Source organism: Mycobacterium sp. PS03-16 (assembly GCF_004570325.1).
GTDB lineage: Bacteria > Actinomycetota > Actinomycetes > Mycobacteriales > Mycobacteriaceae > Mycobacterium.
Window position 1 is genome coordinate 114,958 of sequence record NZ_SPQO01000001.1, and the last position, 18,592, is coordinate 133,549.

General features: G+C 70.1%; 20 protein-coding genes and 1 tRNA gene. 12 read left to right on the top strand and 9 right to left on the bottom strand.

Annotation, left to right across the window (positions count from 1 at the left end; translation table 11 throughout):
• Positions 1-76: 76 nt before the first annotated feature.
• Complete coding sequence (locus tag E4P42_RS00675) at positions 77-436, top strand: VOC family protein (RefSeq protein ID WP_135122428.1); 360 nt, start codon at positions 77-79, stop codon at positions 434-436.
• Between the two features lie 43 nt (positions 437-479).
• Complete coding sequence (locus E4P42_RS00680) at positions 480-962, top strand: nitroreductase family deazaflavin-dependent oxidoreductase (RefSeq protein WP_135122429.1); 483 nt, start codon at positions 480-482, stop codon at positions 960-962.
• Between the two features lies 1 nt (position 963).
• On the opposite strand, the gene E4P42_RS00685 is transcribed toward E4P42_RS00680, so the two are convergent.
• Positions 964-1,788, bottom strand: coding sequence for an SDR family oxidoreductase (locus tag E4P42_RS00685; protein WP_135122430.1), 825 nt, complete (start codon positions 1,786-1,788; stop codon positions 964-966).
• Between the two features lie 70 nt (positions 1,789-1,858).
• Between E4P42_RS00685 and E4P42_RS00690 the strand changes: the two genes are divergently transcribed.
• Positions 1,859-2,551 (top strand): demethylmenaquinone methyltransferase, encoded by a 693-nt coding sequence (locus E4P42_RS00690; RefSeq protein WP_135122431.1) that lies wholly within the window; start codon positions 1,859-1,861, stop codon positions 2,549-2,551.
• Here the strand turns inward: E4P42_RS00690 and E4P42_RS00695 are convergent.
• Positions 2,548-3,087 carry a YceI family protein gene (locus E4P42_RS00695; protein ID WP_135122432.1) on the bottom strand — a complete coding sequence of 180 codons (540 nt, stop codon included), beginning with the start codon at positions 3,085-3,087 and terminating at the stop codon, positions 2,548-2,550. The genes E4P42_RS00690 and E4P42_RS00695 overlap by 4 nt on opposite strands.
• 23 nt (positions 3,088-3,110) lie before the next feature.
• Positions 3,111-3,266, bottom strand: a complete 156-nt coding sequence (locus tag E4P42_RS26855) for a hypothetical protein (RefSeq protein WP_167759300.1) — start codon at positions 3,264-3,266, stop codon at positions 3,111-3,113.
• 100 nt (positions 3,267-3,366) lie between these two features.
• Here E4P42_RS26855 and E4P42_RS00700 point away from each other — a divergent pair, with 100 nt between their 5' ends.
• Together E4P42_RS00700 and E4P42_RS00705 are read left to right on the top strand one after the other, a co-directional pair.
• Positions 3,367-3,672, top strand: coding sequence for a hypothetical protein (locus E4P42_RS00700; protein ID WP_245233826.1), 306 nt, complete (start codon positions 3,367-3,369; stop codon positions 3,670-3,672).
• 35 nt (positions 3,673-3,707) lie between these two features.
• Complete coding sequence (locus E4P42_RS00705; protein ID WP_135122433.1) at positions 3,708-3,899, top strand: hypothetical protein; 192 nt, start codon at positions 3,708-3,710, stop codon at positions 3,897-3,899.
• Here E4P42_RS00705 and menJ read toward each other — a convergent pair whose 3' ends face one another.
• The gene (menJ, locus tag E4P42_RS00710) at positions 3,900-5,150 is read right to left on the bottom strand and encodes a menaquinone reductase (RefSeq protein ID WP_135122585.1); all 1,251 of its coding nucleotides are present in this window, start codon (positions 5,148-5,150) and stop codon (positions 3,900-3,902) included.
• Positions 5,151-5,177: 27 nt separating this feature from the next.
• On the opposite strand from menJ, the gene grcC1 reads away from it, so the two are divergent.
• From grcC1 to E4P42_RS00730, 4 genes are all read left to right on the top strand, one after another.
• A complete protein-coding gene (gene grcC1, locus E4P42_RS00715) occupies positions 5,178-6,185 on the top strand; it encodes a nonaprenyl/(2E,6E)-farnesyl/geranylgeranyl diphosphat synthase (RefSeq protein WP_167759301.1) in 1,008 nt (335 codons plus the stop codon).
• 82 nt (positions 6,186-6,267) lie between these two features.
• Positions 6,268-7,143 carry a zinc metalloprotease HtpX gene (gene htpX / locus E4P42_RS00720; protein ID WP_135122434.1) on the top strand — a complete coding sequence of 292 codons (876 nt, stop codon included), beginning with the start codon at positions 6,268-6,270 and terminating at the stop codon, positions 7,141-7,143.
• Positions 7,144-7,307: 164 nt separating this feature from the next.
• On the top strand, positions 7,308-7,901 hold the full coding sequence (locus E4P42_RS00725) for a hypothetical protein (RefSeq protein WP_135122435.1): 594 nt from the start codon (positions 7,308-7,310) through the stop codon (positions 7,899-7,901).
• Positions 7,902-7,925: 24 nt separating this feature from the next.
• The gene (locus E4P42_RS00730; protein WP_135122436.1) at positions 7,926-9,170 is read left to right on the top strand and encodes an EAL domain-containing protein; all 1,245 of its coding nucleotides are present in this window, start codon (positions 7,926-7,928) and stop codon (positions 9,168-9,170) included.
• A gap of 2 nt (positions 9,171-9,172) precedes the next feature.
• Here the strand turns inward: E4P42_RS00730 and E4P42_RS00735 are convergent, their stop codons facing one another.
• Positions 9,173-10,198, bottom strand: coding sequence for an NAD(P)H-dependent glycerol-3-phosphate dehydrogenase (locus tag E4P42_RS00735; RefSeq protein ID WP_135122437.1), 1,026 nt, complete (start codon positions 10,196-10,198; stop codon positions 9,173-9,175).
• 72 nt (positions 10,199-10,270) lie between these two features.
• The gene (locus tag E4P42_RS00740; RefSeq protein ID WP_135122438.1) at positions 10,271-10,762 is read right to left on the bottom strand and encodes a YajQ family cyclic di-GMP-binding protein; all 492 of its coding nucleotides are present in this window, start codon (positions 10,760-10,762) and stop codon (positions 10,271-10,273) included.
• A 101-nt stretch (positions 10,763-10,863) separates the two neighbouring features.
• Between E4P42_RS00740 and E4P42_RS00745 the strand changes: the two genes are divergently transcribed.
• Positions 10,864-10,946, top strand: a tRNA-Tyr gene (locus tag E4P42_RS00745).
• Positions 10,947-11,089: 143 nt separating this feature from the next.
• Positions 11,090-11,611: a DUF3558 domain-containing protein gene (locus E4P42_RS00750; protein ID WP_135122439.1), complete on the top strand. Its 522-nt coding sequence runs from the start codon at positions 11,090-11,092 to the stop codon at positions 11,609-11,611.
• Here the strand turns inward: E4P42_RS00750 and E4P42_RS00755 are convergent, their stop codons facing one another.
• The gene (locus E4P42_RS00755) at positions 11,612-14,377 is read right to left on the bottom strand and encodes an AAA family ATPase (RefSeq protein ID WP_135122440.1); all 2,766 of its coding nucleotides are present in this window, start codon (positions 14,375-14,377) and stop codon (positions 11,612-11,614) included.
• Positions 14,378-14,810: 433 nt separating this feature from the next.
• Here E4P42_RS00755 and E4P42_RS00760 point away from each other — a divergent pair, with 433 nt between their 5' ends.
• On the top strand, positions 14,811-17,771 hold the full coding sequence (locus E4P42_RS00760) for a PQQ-dependent sugar dehydrogenase (RefSeq protein ID WP_135122441.1): 2,961 nt from the start codon (positions 14,811-14,813) through the stop codon (positions 17,769-17,771).
• 6 nt (positions 17,772-17,777) lie between these two features.
• Here E4P42_RS00760 and E4P42_RS00765 read toward each other — a convergent pair whose 3' ends face one another.
• Positions 17,778-18,017: a hypothetical protein gene (locus tag E4P42_RS00765; RefSeq protein WP_135122442.1), complete on the bottom strand. Its 240-nt coding sequence runs from the start codon at positions 18,015-18,017 to the stop codon at positions 17,778-17,780.
• 231 nt (positions 18,018-18,248) lie between these two features.
• Positions 18,249-18,578, bottom strand: a complete 330-nt coding sequence (locus E4P42_RS00770; protein WP_135122443.1) for a hypothetical protein — start codon at positions 18,576-18,578, stop codon at positions 18,249-18,251.
• Positions 18,579-18,592 lie beyond the last annotated feature (14 nt).

Below are 18,592 nucleotides of genomic sequence, written 5' to 3' on the forward strand. Positions count from 1 at the left end.
CCGCGACACGCCGTGCGCCGGCCCGCTTTCGCGCACGCTCGGCGCATCACGAGCGTGCGCACAGGACACTGACGGGATGACTGTGCGATTCGAGCGTGTCGCCCCCATCATCCCGGTGCTGGACCTCGACGCCGCTCTCGAGCGGTACCGTCGGCTCGGCTTCGACGTCCGCGCCTACGACGGCCCCGACCGGTACGGGTTCGTCGACCGCGGCCCGGTCTCGCTGCACCTCACGGAATGGTCGGAGCACGACCCGTTGCGCACCGCCGCGGGCGTCTACCTCTACGTCGATGACGCCGACGCGCTGTACGCGGAGTGGACCGCGCTCGACGTCGCAGGCCGGTTCAGCCGGCCCGAGGACACGCCCTACGGCCTCCGCGAATTCGCCTACGTCGACCCCGACGGCACGCTGCACCGCATCGGTTCCGCCGGCTGAACCCGCACTGGACATGCTGTTGCGCCAACGCAACAATTGCACTATGAGCTTCATCGACGACGCGGCGCACCGGGCGATCGGCTGGGCCCTGCACCGGCGCGCGCTGGTGCGCGCGCCGATCTGGCTGTACCGCAGCGGGCTCGGCGGCCTGCTCGGCTCACGCCTGCTGATGCTCGAGCACATCGGCCGACGCACCGGCGTCCCGCGCTACGTGGTGCTCGAGGTCCTCACCCGGCCCGACGCCGACACCTACGTCGTGGCGTCAGGGTTCGGCACCCGCGCGCAGTGGTTCCGCAACGTGCTTGCCGAACCGCGGGTTCGGGTGTGGTCGGGCGGGCGCCGTGACGCGCCCGCGACCGCCACTGTGCTGCCTACACCACAGGCCGACGAAGTCCTGCAGGGCTACGCCGCCCGGCATCCGCGGGCTTGGGAGGCGCTCACACCCACGCTCGAGCAGGCGCTGGGACAACCGATCACCACGCACGACACCGCGCTGCCGCTCGTGGAGGTGCGCGTCCGCGGCTAGCTCAGCCCTGCGCCTCGACCGATACCGGCTGCCATTGCTCCCAGGTCGCCAGCCGGCTCTCGTAGTCGGCCTTGGCCAGCTGCAGCGGCAGCTCGCCGAAGAAGATCCGCAGCGGCGGGTTGGACGCGTCGACGATCCGCAGGATCGCCCGCGCCGAGGCGGTCGGGTCGCCGGACTTCGCGGTGCGCTGGTCGCGGATCCGCTGCGCCTCGGCGTGGGCGTCGGCGTAGTCGGGCAGCGGGGTGGCCCGCTTGGCCGAGGCGCCCGCCCAGTCGGTGGAGAACCCGCCCGGCTCGACCAGCGTGACGTGTATGCCGAACGGCGCGACCTCCTGGGCCAGCGACTGCGAGAACCCTTCCAGCGCCCACTTCGACGCGTGGTAGATGCCCAGGTTGGCGAATGCGGTGATGCCGCCGATCGAGGACACCTGGATGAGGTGGCCGCTGCGCTGGGCCCGCAGGTAGGGCAGCGCGGCCTGGGTGATCCACAGGGCGCCGAACACGTTGGTCTCGATCTGGTCGCGGGCCTCGGCTTCGGACAGTTCCTCGATGAAGCCGAACTGCCCGTATCCGGCGTTGTTGACCACGATGTCGAGGCGGCCGAAATGCTCGTGGGCCTGCGCGACCGCCGCGAAGTCGGCGTCGCGGTCGGTCACGTCGAGCGCGATGGGCAGCAGCGCATCGCCGTAGGTGGCCTTCAGGTCGTCGAGCGACGAGGTGTCCCGCGCGGTGGCGGCGACGCGGTCACCGCGGTCGAGCGCGGCGATCGTCCACTCCCGGCCGAAGCCGCGTGACGTCCCGGTGATGAACCAGACTTTTCCACTCATATCCGCATACAAGGCCGCCCGGCCTGTCCTGATTCCCTCCGCCCGCCGGATCCCGGGTAGCGTCGGCGGGGTGAGCCGCGCGACGTTGGAGAAGAACCCGCACGAGGTCGCGTCCATGTTCGACGCGGTGGCGCGCCGCTACGACATCACCAACACCGTGCTCTCGCTCGGCCAGGACCGGTTCTGGCGCCGCGAGACCCGCGCGGCGCTGCGTATCGGGCCCGGGGACACCGTCCTCGACCTGGCGGCCGGGACCGCGGTGTCGACGGTCGAGCTGGGCGCCTCGGGCGCGTACTGCGTCGCCGCGGACTTCTCGGTGGGCATGCTGGCGGCCGGGCGCGGGCGCGATGTGCCGAAGGTCGGCGCCGACGCCACGCGGCTGCCGTTCGCCGACGAATCGTTCGACGCGGTGACGATCAGCTTCGGGTTGCGCAACGTCGTCGACCATGCGGCCGGTCTGCGCGAGATGGCGCGGGTGACCCGGCCGGGTGGGCGGCTGGTGGTCTGCGAGTTCTCCACGCCGACCAACCGGGCGTTCGCGACGCTGTACAAGGAGTACCTGATGCAGGCGCTGCCGCGGATGGCCCGCGCCGTGGCGTCCAATCCCGATGCCTATGTCTATCTCGCCGAATCGATCCGGGCGTGGCCCGATCAGGCCGCGCTGGCGCAGCGGATCGCCGACGCGGGGTGGTCGCAGGTGCGGTGGCGCAACCTGTCCGGCGGCATCGTCGCGCTGCACGCTGCGGTCAAACCGGCCGGCTAATCCTTGGCGCGTGTCGCGGAGAACGTGACGGTGACGGGGTCGGCCACCCTCATCGACCCCATGAGCATCGAATAGGGTTTGACGCCGAAGTCGCTCTGCCGCACGGTGCTCCGTGTCGACATGTGCCACGTGTCACCGCGCTCGTCGACCTGCACGTCGACGCTGTGCTCGCGGCGACGGCCGTGGATGTGCAGTTCCCCGGTCAGCCGGTACCCTCGATCGGACGGTGTCACCGTAGAGGATTCGAACGACACCGTCGGGAACTGCTGCGCCGACAGGGATTTCCGGGCGTTGGAGCGGGCGAGCGCCCGTTCCGGCCCGGACAGCGGGGTGACGCCGCCCTCACCGGATTCGACCGACGGGGACCCGATGTCGGCGACCAGCGTGACGGCCCCCGGGTGCTCGCCCGCCCATTCCACCGAGGCGCTCCACGACGCGACCAGGATGGTGAGCCGGTGCCCCATGCGAGCCGCCGGGCCGGCGACGTCGGTGAGGATGTGCAGGTCACCGTCGGCGGCGTCGAGCGTCCAGGTCATGCCGCCGACGCTACCGCCCGGGCTCACTCGCAGTATTCGCACCGCTCGGAGGCGGCAGGCAGGGCGAGGAAGCACGTGGGGCAGAGGGTGACCCGCCGCTCCTCGGGAGTGCGCGTCTTGCGCGGCGCGTGGTCGTCCGGCGGCGGGGGAGCCGCCGGCTTGTGCGGAGCAACACCCATGCGCCGACGGTAGAACGCCGAGCTGAACGGCAGGCAACCGTGACCGGACGTGTTGTCGACGACTGCGGAACACCCGTGGTGCGCGTTATGCTCCGCAGCGTTGAGCTCAGGCGACGGGAGCGTGGCGGTGCAGACGTTCTGGCGGTACGTCCGGTTCCAGGCGATGATGCTGGTCTTCGGCTGCGTCGGCCCGATCTTCCTGACTCTTTACTTTGCGACACAACCGGATCCGGCGATGAAGTGGGCGTACTGGTTCGGGTTGTTCATCACCGCCGGTGATGTGCTGATCGCACTGTGGCTGACCAGTACGAGCTCGGGTGACGACGACAAGACGCCCATGGACATCCGGATCGGCCTGGCGCTGGCCGAGCGCAACCGGCGCCGCCTCGGACTCGACGACGAGTGACGATTGACCGGGCCGCCGGCGGGTAGCCGTGCCCCATGAGCGACGAACGTATGAGCCAGGAAGAGGCCGCCCAGAAGCTGGGCGCGAAGGAAGCCACGCAGGTCCCGGTCGACGAGGTCGGCGACCGCATCAGCGACGACCATCAGCCGCCGGGCCGCCGCGCGCTGTCCGAGCCGATCGACGAGGCCAGCCCCGGCGCAGGCGGCGAACCCCACCGCGAGGCGTGATCAGCTGAACGGTTTGCGGGCGTCCAATCCGCTCGAGGCCAGCCCGCCGGCCCGCCACACCCGAGCGATCCAGTCGTCGTCCTCCTCGGTGACCAGGTTGCCCATCACCCGCACCGCGATGCGCATCAGCGTGGTCGACCGCATCGCCACCGGCCCGGTCAGCGGCAGGAACCGCGGCAGCGTCAGCAGCAGCGCGAGCCGGCGCGCCACGGAGAAGCCACGCGCGTAGTGCTCCTGCAGGACCGCAGGCCACGCGCGGGTCAGGTCGACGGCGTCGAGCAGGTCGACGGCCAGCCGCCCGGTCTCCAGCCCGTAGTCGATGCCCTCGCCGTTGAGCGGGTTCACGCATGCCGCGGCGTCGCCGATCAGCATCCAGTTCGGCCCGGCGACACCGGAGACGGCGCCGCCCATCGGCAGCAGCGCGGACAGCGGGGCGCGCGGTTCGCCGTCGAAGCCCCACTCCTCCCGGCGCAGCGAGGTGTAGTACGACATCAGCGGCCGCAGCGCCGCGTCGGCCGGCCGTTTGTCGGTGGCCAGCGCGCCGACGCCGATGTTCACCTCGCCGTTGCCGAGCGGGAAGATCCAGCCGTACCCGGGCAGCACGGTGCCCTCTCGCGAGCGCAGCTCCAGGTGTGAGGTGATCCAGGGTTCGTTGCTGCGCGGGCTGGCGAGATAGCCGCGCACGGCGACGCCGTACACCGTCTGCTGGTGCCATTGCCTGCCGAGTGTCCGGCCCAGCGTCGACCGCGCGCCGTCGGCGACGATCAGCGTCCCGACACCGATCCGCTCGCCGGAGTCCAGTGTGATCGACTCCACCCGCCCCGACGAGCCATGCTGCACCGCAACCGCTTTCGCGCCGAGCAGCATCTTGGCGCCGTCGTCGGCGGCCACGGAGCGGATCCGGTCGTCGAGCTCGGTGCGCGGCACCGCGCTGCCGGTCGCCGGGAACGACGGCCCGGGCCACGCCACCTCGACGTCGGCGCCGAAACCCGCCATCCGCAGCCCGCGGTGGCGGATGCGGGTGTCCAGCCACGGTCCCAGTCCGAGGCGTTCGAGCTCGGCGACCGCGCGCGGGGTGAGCCCGTCGCCGCACGCCTTGTCGCGGGGGAACTGCGCGGAGTCGATGACCAGCACATCGCGGCCCGCGCGGGCCGCCCACGCCGCCGCCGCCGAACCCGCAGGTCCGGCGCCGACCACGACCACATCCGCATTCGTGTTTCCGCGGGTCGCTTCGCTCCTGCCCGCCGCCATGTCCATGGTTCCCAGTATGTTGGCACTGTGAGGACACCGGCGACCGTGGTGGCGGGGGTGGATTTCGGCGACGCGGCATTCGCGACCGCAGTCCGGGACGGCGTCGCGCGCATCGAGGAGTTGATGGCGACCGAACTCGGCAAGGCCGACGAGCTGATGGCCGAGGCGGTGCAGCACCTGTTCCAGGCCGGCGGTAAGCGGTTCCGGCCGCTGTTCACGGTGCTCTCGGCGCAGCTCGGGCCTGAACCGGACGCCTGGCAGGTGTCGGTGGCGGGGGCGGTCATCGAACTCGTGCACCTGGCGACGCTGTATCACGACGACGTGATGGACGAGGCCCAGGTCCGGCGTGGTGCGGACAGCGCCAACGCCCGCTGGGGCAACAACATCGCGATCCTGGCCGGCGACTACCTGTTCGCGACGGCGTCGCGGCTGGTGTCGCGGCTCGGCCCCGAGGCGGTGCGTATCATCGCCGACACGTTCGCCCAGCTGGTCACCGGGCAGATGCGCGAGACCCGCGGCGCGGTGGAGGGTGTCGACGAGATCGAGCACTACCTCAAGGTGGTCTACGAGAAGACGGCGTGCCTGATCGCCGCGTCGGGCCGGTTCGGGGCGACGTTCTCTGGCGCCGGCGAGGAGCAGATCGAGCGGCTGGCGCGGCTCGGCGGCATCGTCGGCACGGCGTTCCAGATCTCCGACGACATCATCGACATCGACAGCGACCCGGACGAATCCGGCAAGGTGCCGGGCACCGACCTGCGTGAGGGAGTTCACACCCTGCCGGTGCTATACGCGCTGCGCGAGACCGGACCGGACGCCGACCGGCTGCGCGAACTGCTGGCCCAGCCCGTCGACAACGACGACGATCTGGCCGAGGCGCTGCGGCTGCTACGCCGCTCACCAGGCATGGAGCAAGCCAAGGCGACGGTGGCCCGCTACGCGCAGCAGGCCCGCGACGAACTCGCCCAGCTGCCCGAAGGGCCCGGTCGGCACGCGTTGGCGTCGCTGGTCGACTACACGATCACCCGGCACGGCTGACCGACGGCGGAACCCGGCGCGCCGTGTCCAGCGTTCACTGTGCAAGGACTCGCTCTCACACCCCGCTGAGGAGAAAAGCGCTATGACGTGGAATCCGCACGCCAACCGGTTCAAGACGTTCCTGTTGCTGGTCGGCATGTCGGCTCTCATCGTGTTCGTCGGCTCGCTGTTCGGCCGGTCGATCATGGCGCTGGCGGTGCTGTTCGCCGTCGGCATGAACGTCTACGTGTACTTCAACAGCGACAAGCTCGCGCTCAAGGCGATGCACGCGCAGCCGGTCAGCGAACTGCAGGCGCCGGTGATGTACCGCATCGTGCGCGAACTCGCCAACGCCGCGCACCAGCCGATGCCGCGGCTCTACATCTCCGACACCGCGAACCCCAACGCGTTCGCGACCGGGCGCAACCCGCGCAACTCCGCGGTCTGCTGCACCACCGGCATCCTGCAGATCCTCAACGAGCGGGAACTGCGCGCGGTGCTCGGCCATGAACTGTCGCACGTGTACAACCGCGACATCCTGATCTCGTGCGTGGCCGGTGCGATGGCGTCGGTGATCACCGCGCTCGCCAACATCGCGATGTTCGCCGGCATGTTCGGCGGTAACCGCGAGGGCACCAATCCGTTTGCGCTGCTGCTGGTCTCGCTGCTGGGGCCGATCGCGGCGACGGTGGTGCGGCTGGCGGTGTCGCGGTCGCGGGAGTACCAGGCCGACCAGTCCGGTGCCGAGCTGACCGGTGACCCGCTGGCGCTGGCGTCGGCGCTGCGCAAGATCTCCGGCGGGGTGGAGGCGGCGCCGCTGCCGCCGCAGCCCCAGCTCGCCGATCAGGCGCACCTGATGATCGCCAGCCCGTTCCGCGCCGGCGAGAAGATGGGCAAGCTGTTCTCCACCCATCCGCCGATCGCCGACCGCATCCGCCGGCTCGAGGACATGGCCGGTCGCGGCCCGGGCCACTACTGAGCGATCTCGGTGCACGACCCCTTCCGCCCCCGCGTCGAGTTCTGCACCACGGTCGTGACCGCGGCCGATCAGCGACCCTGAGGTGGAACTCGACGCACAGCCGCGAAACGAAGCAGCCGCCGGCGGCGATGATCATGACGAGCCGTCGATCGAAGGGTGAGGTCATGGTCAACCAGCCAGCCGGTGCGGGCCGCCGCGGAGCCACATATGGTGTGGGCGTGTTCAGCAGAATCCTGGCCGGCGCGGCCGCGGCCCTCGGCGCGGCGGCCATGGCGCTGCCCGCCGTCGCAGCGGCCCAGCCCCCGGCGCCCCCGCCACCGCCGCCCGCCCCCAATGTCAACGCGTGGCCGCCGGTCAGCCCCGCGGAGTACACCGCGATGAACGGCACCTGGTACGCATTCGGCGCGCCCGGCGGGCTGACGTGTGTGATCCAGCGCGGCGGCGCCTACGGCTGCAGCGGCCCGATTCCGGCCGCGCCGCAGGGCGCCAACCTGGTCAGCGGCGGGATCGGCGGCGTCCCGACGTTCGCCAACGCCGCGGCGCCGTTCTCCAACGTCGTGGAGACGGTCAAACCGCTCGAGCCGAACACCCGGCTGAGCTTCCAGACCGTCAGCTGCGGCACCGACGGCACGATGACGACGTGCGTGGACGCGCACAACGGCGCCGGCTTCGTGATCAGCCCGGCCGGGAGCTTCGTGCTGCAGCCCAGCAACCCGCTGCTGTTGCCGCGCGAGGGCCGCAACCCCTACTTCAACTGATCCGGGTCAGCCGGCAAGGAGAGCGTGGCGACACACGGGGGCGGTGCGCACACGTCCGATGAGCTGACCGCGGCCGCGGCCGGCTTCGGGATCACGTCGCTGTACCAGCCGATCGTGTCGCTGCCCGACGGGCGGCTCGTGGGCTTCGAGGCGCTCGCCCGGTGGCCCGGCCTCGACGATCCGGATCCGGGGACGGTGTTCAGTCACGCCGCCGCGACGGGTCGGCTCGACGGGCTGGACCGCGCGTGCATCCATGCCGCGATCGGCGGCGCGCTGGCCGGCGATCTGTCCCGTGGCAGTCTGCTGCTGGTCAACGCCGAACCGGCCACGTCATATCGTGACTGGGCCGACGACGACGTCATGGCTCGCGGCCGCGAGGAACTTGCGGTGATGTTCGAGATCACCGAGCGCAGCCTGCTGGAACACCCGCAGACCGTGCTGCGCAAGGTGGCGGCACTGCGGGAGGACGGCTTCGGGGTGGCGCTCGACGACGTCGGCGTCCATCCCGATTCGCTCGCCCTGCTCGACGTCATCAGCCCGGACGTGATCAAGCTCGACATCGACATCATCCAGTCGCAGCCCCGCTACGACCATGCCCGCACCCTGTCGGCGGTGCTCGCGCATCACGAGCGGACGGGCGCGGTCATCCTGGCCGAGGGCATCGAGACCGACGACCATCTCGAGCAGGCGCTGGCGATGGGCGCGACGCTCGGGCAGGGGTTCCGGTTCGGGCGCGCCGGGGCGCTGGCCGGGGCCCGCCCCAGCGCGTGGACGCCGCCGGAGCGCAGGGCCGGCCTGGCGCCGTTGACGGGGTCGCCGTTCGATCTGGTGGCGCAGCGGATGCCGACGCGCACCGCGCGCAAGCAGACGCTGATGGCGTTCACCCGGCACCTCGAGAGCCAGGCGATGCACCTCACCGACCCGCCGATGGTGCTGGCCGCGGTGCAGCGGTCGACCTACTTCACCGGCCGCACCGCGGACACGTACCGCCGGCTCGCGGAGCACTGCCCGCTGGTGGCGGTGTTCGGGGAGAACCTGCCCGCCGATCTCGGCGCGAACATCCGTGGCGTGCAACTGGATTCGGCGGATCCGCTGTGCGCGGAGTGGACGGTGCTGGTGCTCGGCCCGCATCACGCCGCCGGGCTGCTGGCCCGCGAACTGCCGGACGGCGAGGTGCGGGATGCGGCGCGCCGGTTCGAGTTCGCGATCACCTACGACCGGTCGGTCGTGACCGTCGGGGTGCGCAATCTGCTCGACCGGATGCGCTGAGCCTAGAAGCCCTGGCCGTGCACCTCGTGGCCGGGCTTCTCGGCGACCAGCCCGTGGTAGGCCTGTTCGACGGTCGACCCGTGGTTGATCACGCCGTCGACCTCACGGGCGATCGGCATGTTGAGCCCGTGCTCCTCGGCGAACTCCATGATGACGCTGGACGCCTTGACGCCCTCGGCCACCTGGTTCATCGCCGCGATGATCTCGTCGATCGGCTTGCCCGCGCCGAGCTGTTCGCCGACGTGACGGTTGCGGCTGCGCTGGCTGGTGCAGGTGACGATCAGATCGCCCATACCGGCCAGGCCGGCGAACGTGTCGCGCTGCCCGCCCATCGCCTCGCCGAGTTTGGACATCTCGCGCACCGCGCGGGCGATCACCATGGCGCGGGTGTTCTCGCCGATGCCCAGCGAGTAGCCCATGCCGACCGCGATGGCGTAGACGTTCTTCAGCGCGCCGGCCATCTCGACGCCGATGACGTCGTCAGTGGTGTAGGTGCGGAAGCGCTTGGTGCGGAACAGCTCCGCGAGCCGCGCGGCGAGGTGCGGGTCGGGCATGGCCAGCACCGCGGCCGCGGCGTACCCGTCGGCGACCTCACGGGCGATGTTCGGTCCGGCGAGGATGCCGGCGGGGTGGCCGGGCAGCACCTCGTCGACGATCTGGCTCATCCGCATGTTGGTGCCCTGCTCGAGGCCCTTGACCAGCGACACCACCGGAACCCACGGCCGCAGCTCGCCGGCCAGCTGTTCGAGCACGCCGCGGAACCCGTGCGACGGCACCCCCATCACCACGACGTCGGCGCAGTTGGCGGCCTCGGCGAAGTCGGTGGTGGCCCGCAGCGTCTCGCTGAGCGAGCAGTCCTCACCGAGGTAGCGCGAGTTGCGGTGGTTGGCGTTGATGTCCTTGGCGGTGTCCTCCGAGCGCACCCACTGAATCGTCGGGGCGCGGCGGGAGCAGATCGAGGCCACGGTGGTGCCCCAGGACCCGCCCCCGAGGACGACGACGTTGGGTTCGCGTTGCGCAGGTGCCATGGCGATCAGCGTAGGGCGGGCGGCGCGCCGTCGAGGGCGGTTTTGAGACGGCGTGCCGCCGCCCCGCCGGCCTCAGCGGTAGTTGACGAACTGCAGGGCCACGTCGAGGTCGGCTTGTTTGAGCAGCGCGATGACGGTCTGCAGGTCGTCGCGCTTCTTGCTGCTGACCCGGATCTCGTCGCCCTGGATCTGCGCCTTGACGCCCTTGGGGCCCTCGTCGCGGATGACCTTGGTGATCTTCTTGGCCTCTTCGCTGGTGATGCCCTGCTTGAGGCTGCCGCTGACCTTGTAGGTCTTGCCGCTGGGCTGCGGGTCGCCGGCGTCGAAGGCCTTCATCGAGATGTCGCGGCGCACGAGCTTCTCCTTGAAGACGTCGACGGCCGCCTTCACCCGCTCCTCGGTGGAGCTGACGATCTCGATGGCCTCCTCGCCCTTCCAGGCGATGGTGGTGTCGGTGCCGCGGAAATCGAACCGGGTGCTCAACTCCTTGGCCGCCTGGTTCAACGCGTTGTCGACCTCCTGACGATCGACCTTGCTCACGACGTCGAAGCTGGAATCCGCCATGGACGCGCTCCCTCCTGCTCTGTTCGGGCGTTTTCGTCTTCGGCCCATCCTCGTTGTACCCTGCTAGTCGCACCAAATCCGACAGGACGGTGCGAACACCCGGCAGGTTGCCCGAGCGGCCAATGGGAGCGGACTGTAAATCCGTCGGCTTACGCCTACAGTGGTTCGAATCCACTACCTGCCACGCTGGTCAGGCCCCCTTTCGAGGGGGCCTGACGCGTTTGTCGGAGTCAGCGGTGGCGATAGGGAATCACCCGATACAACGACGGCGCGCGATCAATAGCGTCTCCCACAGAGGCCGGCACCGGGCCACCGAGGGAGGCAGACATGCGACACCGCAGCACGTCGACCACTGCCCCGCTGATCCTCGCCGCACTGTGTGTCGCGTGCGGGTCGGGAAACACGCCAGCGGGCGGCGGCGCCGACGCGGCCGCCCCGGCGGCAGTCACCGACACCGCCGACGCAGCCCCGGTCGACGCGTGCGCGCTGATCCCGGCCGAGGACATCACCGCACTGCTGGGCGTCGCGGTCGAGGGCCGCGGCACCGGCGGGCAGGGCCAGGCCGCCTGCCTGTGGGAGAACCCGGACACCTACGAGTCCGTCTCCCTGGAGATCGGCGAGCCGCGCACCGCCGTCAACGGCACGCTGCCGCCGCCGGAACCCGGGATGCCCGAGGTCGGCACGCTGCGGCCCGACGGAATGCGATTGCTGGGCCGCGGCCAGATGGAGTTCGCGGCGAGCGGGCGCGTCAACAGCGTGCAGGTTGCGGTGCTGCGGATGTCCGGTCCGGAGGCCGACGACGCGGCGGCCGCGCTGGCCCGGCAGGTGGGCCCGCAGGTTCCCGAATAGTCACGTCTCCAGTTCACCCATCCGCCGTCCCAGCTGCGCCCGCGAGTGGATCTCCAGCTTCGCGTACACGCGGGACAGGTTGGCCTCGACGGTCTTCGGGCTGATGAACATGGTCGCCGCGATGCTGCGGTTCGTCAGTCCCGAGGCGGCGAGCTCGGCCACCCGCTGCTCGGACGGCGTCAGCACCGAGGTGCGATGCGGCCCGACATTGGCGCGGCCCAGTTCCGCGCGAACGCGTTCGGCCCACAGCGGCGTGCCCAGCCGCTCGAAGGTGGCCAGCGCGCTGCGCAGCGTCGTGGCCGCGACCTCCTTCATTCGGTGGCGGCGCTGCAGCTGGCCGAGGACCAGCTCGGTGCGGGCGCGCTCGAACGGCATCGGCAGCCGCTCGTGCGCGACCAGCGCCTGTTCGGCGGCAGACAGCGCCGCACCGACGTCACCGCGGGCGCCGAGCACCATCGCGCGGCACCGCCCGCCGACCGCCAGCATCCACGGACGGTCGAGCCGGTGGCCGTTGGCTTCCAGCGCCGCCACGACCGGTTCGGCGTCGTGGTGCCGGCCGAGGTTGACCAGGGCGTCGACCGCGTCAGGCGCGAACGACGCCGCGATCAGCTCGGTCATGCGGGGTGCGGCCGCCAACCGGTCGAGCATCGGCTGCAGCGTGGCCACCGCGGCGCCGTAGTCACCCACGGAGACCTCGAGGAAGCCCAGCGCGTTGGTCGGCCACTCGCCGAGCCGGACGGACCCGCAGCGCCGGCTCGCCTCCTGTGCCGCAACGACATCCGAGCGTGCCTCATCGACCCGGCCGAGGTAGGCCCCCAGCAGGGCTCGAGTGCTCAACGCGACCGACAGTGAGACGTCGCCGCCCAGCTGCTCGGCGAGTTCGACGGAATCCTCAACGATCAGGGCGGCGCCGGCGAAGTCACCGTGCCAGATCTCGTTGAGCGCGGCATGGAAGGCGATGAACATCAGGTCGCCGTCGTGGCCGTGTTCGATGCAGTATTTGCGCAGTTCCGTCAGCTCACGATGCGCATCTTCGAGATCGGCTGCGCAGGAACGCAATACGGCATGGTGCGCACTCGGTCGAAGCGCCAGCGGGACATCGGCGCGCGGATCTTCCAGCGCCAGCGCGCGCCGCATACTGGGGTCGTCGGCGCCGTCGCCGTGCAGGAACCGGATCATCGCGCGCATGCTGAGCGCCTGGGCGAGCAACCCGGGATCGCCGAGTCGCTCAGCGTGAGTCACCGCATCGCGCGCCCGGTCATAGGCGGCGTCGAGGTGGCCGGCATTGAACAGCGCGAACGCGAGCGTGACCAGCATGGGCACCAGCACCACCGGATGATCGGCGGCTTCGGGCAGCGTGTGCTGCAGCAGATCGGCCGCCTCCGGAAAGCTGTCACCGATCAGCCGCACGTAGCCCAGCAGGCTCGCCGCCTCCGCGCGCAACGCGCCCGGCTCCAGCTGTGCCATCGTGGCTTCCAAAGAGCCCTGCGCCCGGACGGGGTCCCCGGCGGTGAAGTGATGGCGCGCGGACATGATCCGGCGTTGCGGTGTGTCACCACCGAGACCGATCGCCAGGTCGAGCAATTCGGCGGCGGCTGCGGGCGCACCGCGCACCCGGGCGGTGTCGGCGGCCTCGTCGAGCGCGCGCAGGGTTTCCGGGTCACCGGTCGTGGCGCCCAACGCCAAGTGCCGGGCCCGCACCTCGGGTTCGGAGACGATGCCGGCGAGGCGGCGGTGGGTGGCTCTGCGCAGTGCGATGTCGGCCTCGGTGTAGACGACCCGCGCCAACAGCGGATGGGTGAAGCGGACGTGGTGACCGTCGAGCGTGATGACGCCGTTGCTCTCGGCGCCCTCGAGTGCCTCCACCGTCCGGTCAACCGGCGCGTCGCAGACCTGGGCGATCAGCTCGACCGTCGGGCGGGCGACACACGCGGCGGGCAGCAGCACCGCGTGCAGGCCCGCGTCGAGTCCGTCGAGGCGCTGACGGATCACCTCGGTGAGCGGTTGTGGCAGCGGCACATCGGCCAGAGTCGCGGCGTCGCCGAGTGCGCGCGCCAATTCCAGTGCGTAGAGCGGGTTTCCGCCCGACAGCTCGTGGATCCGGACCATGACGGGGCGGGGATATGTCCGGCCGAGTCGATCCGCCAGGATCGTGTGCAGGGCCCCGATGCTCAGCGGCTGGACGCGGATCCGCCGGAGATCGTCGGGCCGCGGCATCCGCAGGACCGGCTGGGGACTGTCGAGCGCGGGATCGGTGCGGGTGGTGCAGAGCAGGCCCACCGGCCCGGTGAGCCGCCGGGACACGAAGCTCAGCGCCGCCGCGCTGGAACTGTCCAGCCACTGCACATCGTCGACGGCGATGAGAACCGGGGACCGGGTGGCCAGCACGCCGATCACCGACGAGAAGCCCGCCGCCACGGCGCGCGGGTCGCCGCCGACGTCGTCGGGCGCATCGAGAAGCAGCACCCGATTCAGCGCGCGACGCTGCGGTTCGGGCAGACCCGCCAGCACGGCGGAGTCGACGTCGGCCAGCAGATCGGCGAGTGAGGCGTACGCGAGCACCGACTCGGCCGCCGACGCCCGCGCCGCCAACACGCGCAGCCCCCGGCGCCGCGCCTCCTCGATTCCCGTCAGCCACGTCGTGGTCTTGCCGATGCCCGCAGCGCCCTCCAGCACCAGCGCGGACGGCCGCGTCCCGATGGTCTCGAGGGCCTCGGCAACTGCCGACGACTCCACGGGACGGGTGACTGCCGCGAACTTCGGCATGGCCACAAGGATCGCAGCAAGATCAGTTTTCGGCAGCGTAACTCTTCGTGCCTGAACGCGTCCGCGTGCACCTGAGCGTGCGCCGGTTGGATAAGCAAGCAAAGTAGCTGACATCGCAACTACTGGCTAACTGCCGCGCTGGCCGGGTCGGGTGCCCTACCGCGATCGAGGTGCAAGGCTGGCCATCGTTGTCATGGTCACCGTCGGAGGTTGCCCGGCCAAATCGCTGAACATCGTGAAGGGTCGGCAGATAGTTGCAAACAAGATCAAAATAGCTGAACTACCGGTGCGTGTTGATCGCTACGCAGTGTTCACACGCCCGTGGCGACACGGCCTTACCGAATTGTCAATATTTCCTGGGCGACGATGCGATAGTGGGCGCGCACGCCTTCGGCCGTGCCGGTTCAGGGGATCTCGAGGGGGGCATTACGCCATGCCAGTTAACCGGGGTAAGGCAACGTCGTACGCCAGATACATCGGCCGGGTCGGCGCGCTGGCCGTCGCCCTCGGAGTGGGCGGGGCCGTGGCGACCACCCCCGGCGTGGCATGGGCGGACGACACCCCGTCGGCGAGCGCGTCGGCCGATACCGCGGCCTCCGAGTCGGCTTCCGAGTCGACTTCCGAGCCGACGCGGGACGACGGCGCCACCACCGCCCCGCAGGGGCAGGAACCCTCGGCGGACGAGGACGAGGAGACCACCGCCGACGACGAACTCCCCGACGAGGACCTCGACGACGAGATCGCTGAGCCCGTCGACGAAACCGACGAATCCCCAGAACCCGCCGAAGTACCCATCGAACAGCCCGGCGAGGAACCCGAAGACGAGGCGGACCCGGTCGACGAGATTCCGGCAGAGGGCGACGGCGGCGACCCGCTCGACCCGGCCGCGCCTGCCGCCGAGCAGTCGGACGCCCCGCGGCAGGAGCCCGTTGACTCCGGCGCACCGGTCGACACGGACGAGGTGTCGACACCGGAACCCGCCGGCGAGCCGGCCACACCGGCCGCGTCCGAAGAAGGCATTCCCGCACAGCGCATGTCGTCCACCGCGGACGCGTCGCTGATGAGCGGCGCCCGGGTGCAGGTCGCCGGCCTGCCCGCGCCACGCTTCGCGCTGCCGACGCCGGCGGAGGTCTACCAGAGCGTGCGGCCGACGGTGGTGGCGTGCCTGTGCGGCGTCATCGACTTCATCGACACCGTGGTCAAGCCACTGTTCGGCGGCTTCACCGGCGGCGGCGGTGGTGGGGGAGGAGCCGCCGCCCCGGCGGGTCCGGCCACCCCGCTGGGCAATCCGATGGTGCTGGCCGTCATGGCATGGGTCCGCCGCGAAGCCACCATGGCGATCAACGCCTTCATCGCGTCACCGCTGGGCGCGCCGATCCGGTTCGTCATCAACGCGGTGGACGATTTCGGCGACTCGCCGCAGGGCCGTGCGTTCAGCCAGGAGATCAACGCGCTGCTGGGGGAGTGCGGGCCGTCGGCGGATCTGTCCGCGGACTTCGACCGCACCACGATCGTCTCCGGGCTGACCGAACCGACCGATTTCAAGATCCTCACCAAGCATCACAGCAGCAACGTCGACCGCATCTTCATCGTCGAGAAGGCCGGCGCCATCAAGATGTACAACCCGACCTCCGGCGCGGTCACCACGCTGACCACCCTGGCCACCACCACCGGTGGTGAGCGGGGACTCGCCGGTATCGAGATCCACCCGGACTTCTGGCACGAGGGCACCGACGGCTACCGCTCGATCTATGTGGCCTACACCTCGGACCGGAACTTCGACACCCTGGCGCGTCTCACCCTCTCCGAGGACATGACGACGGTGGTGGGCGCCCCGCGGGTGATCATCGAATCGACGGAGTCGGCCAACAACTTCCACCACGGCGGCGACCTGGCCTTCGACAACGACGGCCGCTACCTGTACTGGGCGGTCGGCGACAACACCGAGGGGGTCAAGAACGCGCAGAACCTGGCCAACATCCACGGCAAGGTGCTGCGGCTGAACGCCGACGGATCAGTGCCGGTGGACAACCCGTTCGCCGACGACGATCCGCTCACCGCCACACCGCGCGACTACATCTACGCCTACGGATTGCGCAACCCGTTCCGCCTCACTGTCACGCCGACCAACCAGCTCCTCGCCGCCGATGTGGGAGAGGCGAATTGGGAGGAACTGAACCTGATCACCGCGGGTGGTAACTACGGCTGGCCCGGCGCCGAGGGCAACTGCACCGGCTGCGCCTCGGTCAACCCGATCTACACCTACCGGCACTCGGGTCCGCCGGCCAACGCGGGCGCGATCACCGGCGTGACCGTGTTCACCGGTGACGCCTTCGGCGAGGAGTATCGCAACACGGTCTTCGTCGCCGACTACAGCCTCAACTGGATCAGGGTGGTGAAGTTCGACGAGGAGTACTCGAGCCTGATCAGCAGCCGGACCTTCTGGGGTAACGCCGGTTCCACCGTGAACCTCACCCAGGGGCCCGACGGCCATCTGTACCAGCTGACGATCTACCCCGGTGAGCTGTCGGTGATCTCGCCGTCGGGCGGTAATCGTGGTCCCACCGCGGTTCTCGACGCGTCGCAGACCAGCACCGACGCCACGTCGCTCACTGTCGACTTCTCCGGCCTGCAGTCGACCGACCCGGACGGCGACACCCTCAGCTATCGCTGGGATTTCGGCGACGGGGACACCTCGACGGCGGCCGCCCCGACGAAGACGTTCACCACATCCGGGGCGTACAGCACCTACACCGTCACGCTGACCGTCAGTGACGGGGAGAAGATCAGCCGGGCCACGCAGACCGTCACGGTGGGTAGCACACCGCCCGTCGCGGTCATCGACAGTATCCCGACGCACTACAACGCAGGCGACACGATCACGTTCACGGGCAGGGGATCCGACGCGCAGGACGGGGCGTCCCTGCCCGACAGCGCTTACGAGTGGACCGTGGTGTTCCACCACAACGACCACACTCATCCGTTCGCCAGCGAGGTGACCGGGCCCGAGGCCACGATCACGATTCCGCGGTCCCGCGATCAGCTCGACAGCACCTGGTACCGCGTGCATCTCACCGTGACCGACAGCAGCGGCCTGTCCACCACGGTGTACAAGGACATCAAGCCGAACCTGGTCGACCTCACGATCACCACGGACACCCCCGGGGCGACGTTCACCATCGACGGACTGCCCCACCGGGGCACCTACACCGAGCGGGCGGTGGTCGGCGTGGACTACGTGGTGAGTGCGCCGACGACACAGGTCATCAACGGTCAGACGGTGACCTTCGACGGATGGTCCGACGGGGGCGCGCCGACGCACACCATCCGGGTGCCGAACTCGAACGCCGTCTACACCGTCAACTACAGCCAGGAGAACGCGCTGCTGGTCTGAGGGCCTCTAGGTCAGGACCGACAAGCGCGGTTCCTCGTCATGAGCCGCCTGCTCGGTGACGGCCAGCGCGCCGACCTCGACCAGCCCGAGCAGCAGCAGCGGCCACACGGCGCCGGCGACGAAGCTCATCGCCAGGGGACGCTCGGGCGGGGTGGCGTCGGCGCGCAGTCGCCGACCGGCCACGTACACGGCGACCGACGTCAGCCACCAGCCGGCCAGGTAGGCGACGGTGATCGTCTCGGTCACAGGGGTACTCCTTCGTCGGAACCGTCGACTCCGGAGTTGCCGATGAACGCCACCGGCAAACGCCACCGACTGACGGGAATGAAAGAAAGCCTGTCTACCTGCCGCCCCGTCGGCAGGTAGACAAGCGATGCGAGTCGCATCCCCCGGGCGACTCACGCAGATCCGAACCCCGACCGACACGCCCCCCAGCGCGGCCCCTTAACGAATCCTCAGCAAGTTTCTAGGAAAAACTCATGAGCAGGAATCGGGGTTTTCCCTACGTTGGGCGCCCCGGTGCAGGATGCGGGTGCCGACCTTGGCGCTCAGCCGCTCGGGCACCAGCCCCGCGATTCCGCAGGTGTGCAGCACGATGTCGGAATCACAGCCGTCGAACACCCCGTAGAGCACCTCGTCGGCGGGCACCGCGACGGTGAGCACCAGCTCGACGTTCTTCCCGTCGGTGCGCATCTGCGCGGCCGCCGCCTCGATCCGCGCGACGTAGGCGTCGATCAGCTCTTCGGTGAGGTCCGGCAGGTACCACTCGGCCAGACAACACGACGGCTGAGCGTCGACAGTGAGCATGTTCACACGCTAAG